We start from the raw sequence: 3,111 nt of genomic DNA, 5'->3' as shown, positions 1-3,111 counted from the left end.
AATAAACGACCGGTTGGCCGCGCTCAGTCCCCCAGCAGACATGCAGCCGGGTTCTCGCTGATCTCGACATCGGCGTAGTATTTCTGGGCTTGGACGGCCGAGCGATGCAGGCTCAGTTTCATGGCGGCGGCGAGGGGGGCGCCGTCCAGAGCCGCCTGCGTCAGAAACCCGGCACGGAGCCCATGCGGCGTCGCAAAATCCACCGGCAAGCCGGCCAGATGGAGCCGGTAACGAAGGATGGTCCGCAGCGCATCCGAGGCCAACCGACGGCGCAGGGGCCGGTCCGACTTGCTAACTGGTCGGAACAGCGGCCCCGCGGTCATCCCCGCGACCTCCAGCCAGTGCAAAACTGCCCGCGCGGCCCGACCTTTCAGAGGCAGCCTCGGCGCCTGGTCCTTCTTTGTCGTCTTCGTCTCAAGGAGCCGGATCCAAAGCAGGCCTTTTGCGGTGAAGTCGTCGCGCCCAATGTCCTCGACGTTCAGGGCCGACACTTCCGACCGGCGCCGCCCACCCGAACCGAAGGCCAGCATCAGCATCGCCCGATCACGGATCCCGCGCATGCTGTCGTCGCAAGTGGCAAGCAGCGCTTCCAGGATGTCGCGGGTTACAGGTTTCGGGGACTTAGGAACCCGAGGCCTGGCATTCGCTCTGCGCGCCTTTTGCCTCGCTTGTTGCACCAGAGGTGCGGAGAACGGTGACGCAAGATTTCGCATACGATGAAAGGCCTGCCAAGACGCGATGCGGCGGTCGAGCGTGGCCGGGGCAGGGCAGGTCAGTGCCACCCGCAGCCCGATCGCGATCAGCTCCAGCGCCACGTCCTGTGCCGGACCGGGCCGCTCGCTGAGGTCCTGCGCATGGTCCAGGATGAAGCGCAGCGCCACCTTTTCCTCTTCGGGCCAGGCCAGCGGCCGGCCGAAGGCCGCCATCTTCCAGGCCGCGACATAGGCCAGATCGCGCTCCCAGGCGCGCAGCGTGTTGGGCGGCGTGCCGCGGCGGTAAAGCTCGGTCAGCGCGGCTTCGTCGGCCTCGGACAACTGGGCGTAGGAGGGCAGGGCAAGGGTGGTCATCGGCCATTCCTCGAGGGTTTCACGGGCCAGGATGCGCCCTTTCCGGCCCAATTTCAACACCCATGATAAGGCGGACTTATCGTGTTTAACGCATCTCGTCCACGGACGCTTGAGTAATCTGCAAAAGCACAGCATTCTGCGCATATGGCGCCGCGATCGCGATTGACTATTGAGGATGACCTCATTCTGCCCGGGCCTTTCGATCTGGCCGGGACCGAAGCGCCCTGGTTCCTGCCTGATGACGAGGCAGAAGATCCCGCAGGGAGCGATCTGGCGCCCTTGCCGCGGTCCGAGAGGGCCTCGCTGGTCGATGCGGCCGGCTGGCGAGCGGCAGAAGCGGCGCTGGCGGCCGATCTGGCGGACCTGGCCTTCGATGCCGGGCGACTGGCGGAACGGCTGGTCATGGCGGGGCCGGGGGCGGTGCGACGGCTGGCGCTGGACGAGGCGTCAAGCTTGAGCTGGTGGGCGGGCGACCGGATCACCGGCGATCGGCTGGCGTTGTGGCTGAGTTATCGGATCGGGGCGGCGGAGGAGGGCGGCGAGGGGTTAATCCGCACCGCCTGGGCGGCCCGACGGCTGATGGCACCGGCGGGGCAGGGGGCCGGGCCGGGCAGGGGGCTGGCAGCGCTGCTGGAGGCCACGCTGGGCGAAGAGGGCCGCGCCGATCCCGAACTGCTTGGCGACGTCGCGGCCACGCTGGCGCCGCTGTCGGGCTGCAGCGCATGGACGCGGGGGGCGGCGCTGTTCCACCTGTGGCGCAGCCTCGACGAGCGCCCCGACCATCTGCGCGGGCTGGAGGCGGCGGTCATCGGCATGCGGCTGGCGGCGGGGCAGGGCGCCTTGCCTTTCCTGCCGCTGAGCCTGACCGGGTTCTCTGCCCTTACGGCCAGTGGCAGCCCCGAGGCGCGGCTGGCGGGCTGGATCGCCGGCGCGCATCGGGCGGTGCTGGCGGCGCTGATGCGGCTGGAGCGGCTGTCTGCCTGGCAGTCGCGCGCCCTGGCCGAGACCGCCGATCTGTCAGGTCGCACCCCGGCCAAGCTGATTGCGGCGCTGGCGGCTCACCCGATGCTTGCCGCCCCGCAGGCCGAGGCCGAGACAAGGGCCAGCCGAGCGGCGGTTCAGCGCAACCTGGATGTGCTGGTGGCCCGCGGGCTGGTGCGGGAGGTGACAGGGCAGGGGCGCTTCCGGGTCTGGGCGGCCAAGCTGTGAGGCTGGTTTCCGGCGCCCTTATTGCCTTCATGCCACCAATCCCGCGAACCAGCTCGCGTATCCGACCAGGCTTCAGAGGTTTCGGCGAATGACGTCCCGCAACATCTCACGATCCAGAGTGAGGTCGGCCACGATCTTCTTCAGCCGGCTGTTCTCGTCCTCCAGCGCCTTCAAGCAGCACATCTCATCCGGCAGAAGCCCGCCATATCGCTTCTTCCAGCTGAAGTAGGTCGCCTGGCTGATCCCCGCCTTGCGGAAGATATCCGCCACCGGCGTGTCTTCTTCGCCCTGCCTAAGGATGAACGCCTTCTGCACCTCCGTGTACTTCGATGCTTTCATGCGATTCCGCTCCTCTCTCAGCCGGGGAAATCTAGCGGAAAACTCCAGCCTCAAACGATCCAGGTCTCAGGGGGCAGAGCAGTCTTTGCCTTCCTGCTGACCATCTCATCGCGCATGATGCCGGCCTTTACCCGTGCCTTTCTGCCCATAGCGTTGGTCACGCAATCCATGCCGCTGGTTTTCTTTACGACGCTTCCGGTACTGATGCTGGGGCGCGGGATTTCGGTGACGCTCTGGATCACCATTTAGGTAACCTTCTTTCCGGCCTTCGTGCTTCTGGTGCAGGACATTCGGCGCGTGCCGCAATCGGTTCCGTGAACGGGTTTTGTCGCGAACTTCTGTGTTGAGAGGAAAAGGTCTTTGAATTTCTTCTGTTAGGCAGCCAGAGCGGCGAATTGGGCAAATGGGCAGAGTCCGGGTGTCACCTGGCCCTTGCGGATCATGTTTGCGACCTCAATACCTTCGAGCGTTGCCGACGCGGAGACGAAGGACTTAA

The 3,111-nt window shown here is 66.1% G+C and carries 3 protein-coding genes and 1 pseudogene; 1 reads left to right on the top strand and 3 read right to left on the bottom strand.

What is annotated here, in order from left to right; translation table 11 throughout:
- Nucleotides 1-23: 23 nt before the first annotated feature.
- Entirely contained in the window at nucleotides 24-1,067 is a 1,044-nt protein-coding gene (locus tag JNJ68_RS12595; protein WP_294982729.1) for a tyrosine-type recombinase/integrase, read from the bottom strand.
- Between the two features lie 162 nt (nucleotides 1,068-1,229).
- On the opposite strand from JNJ68_RS12595, the gene JNJ68_RS12590 reads away from it, so the two are divergent.
- Entirely contained in the window at nucleotides 1,230-2,276 is a 1,047-nt protein-coding gene (locus JNJ68_RS12590; RefSeq protein ID WP_294982728.1) for a hypothetical protein, read from the top strand.
- A 40-nt stretch (nucleotides 2,277-2,316) separates the two neighbouring features.
- Here JNJ68_RS12590 and JNJ68_RS12585 read toward each other — a convergent pair.
- Both JNJ68_RS12585 and JNJ68_RS12580 read right to left on the bottom strand, forming a co-directional pair.
- Nucleotides 2,317-2,615: pseudogene (locus JNJ68_RS12585) on the bottom strand (transposase); the annotation flags it as partial.
- 50 nt (nucleotides 2,616-2,665) lie between these two features.
- Nucleotides 2,666-2,860, bottom strand: a complete 195-nt coding sequence (locus JNJ68_RS12580) for a hypothetical protein (RefSeq protein WP_294982727.1) — start codon at nucleotides 2,858-2,860, stop codon at nucleotides 2,666-2,668.
- Nucleotides 2,861-3,111: the final 251 nt, after the last annotated feature.

It is taken from the genome of Tabrizicola sp. (genome assembly GCF_016793705.1).
Taxonomy (GTDB): domain Bacteria; phylum Pseudomonadota; class Alphaproteobacteria; order Rhodobacterales; family Rhodobacteraceae; genus Tabrizicola.
This window is presented reverse-complemented; position numbering and strand designations above follow the sequence as displayed.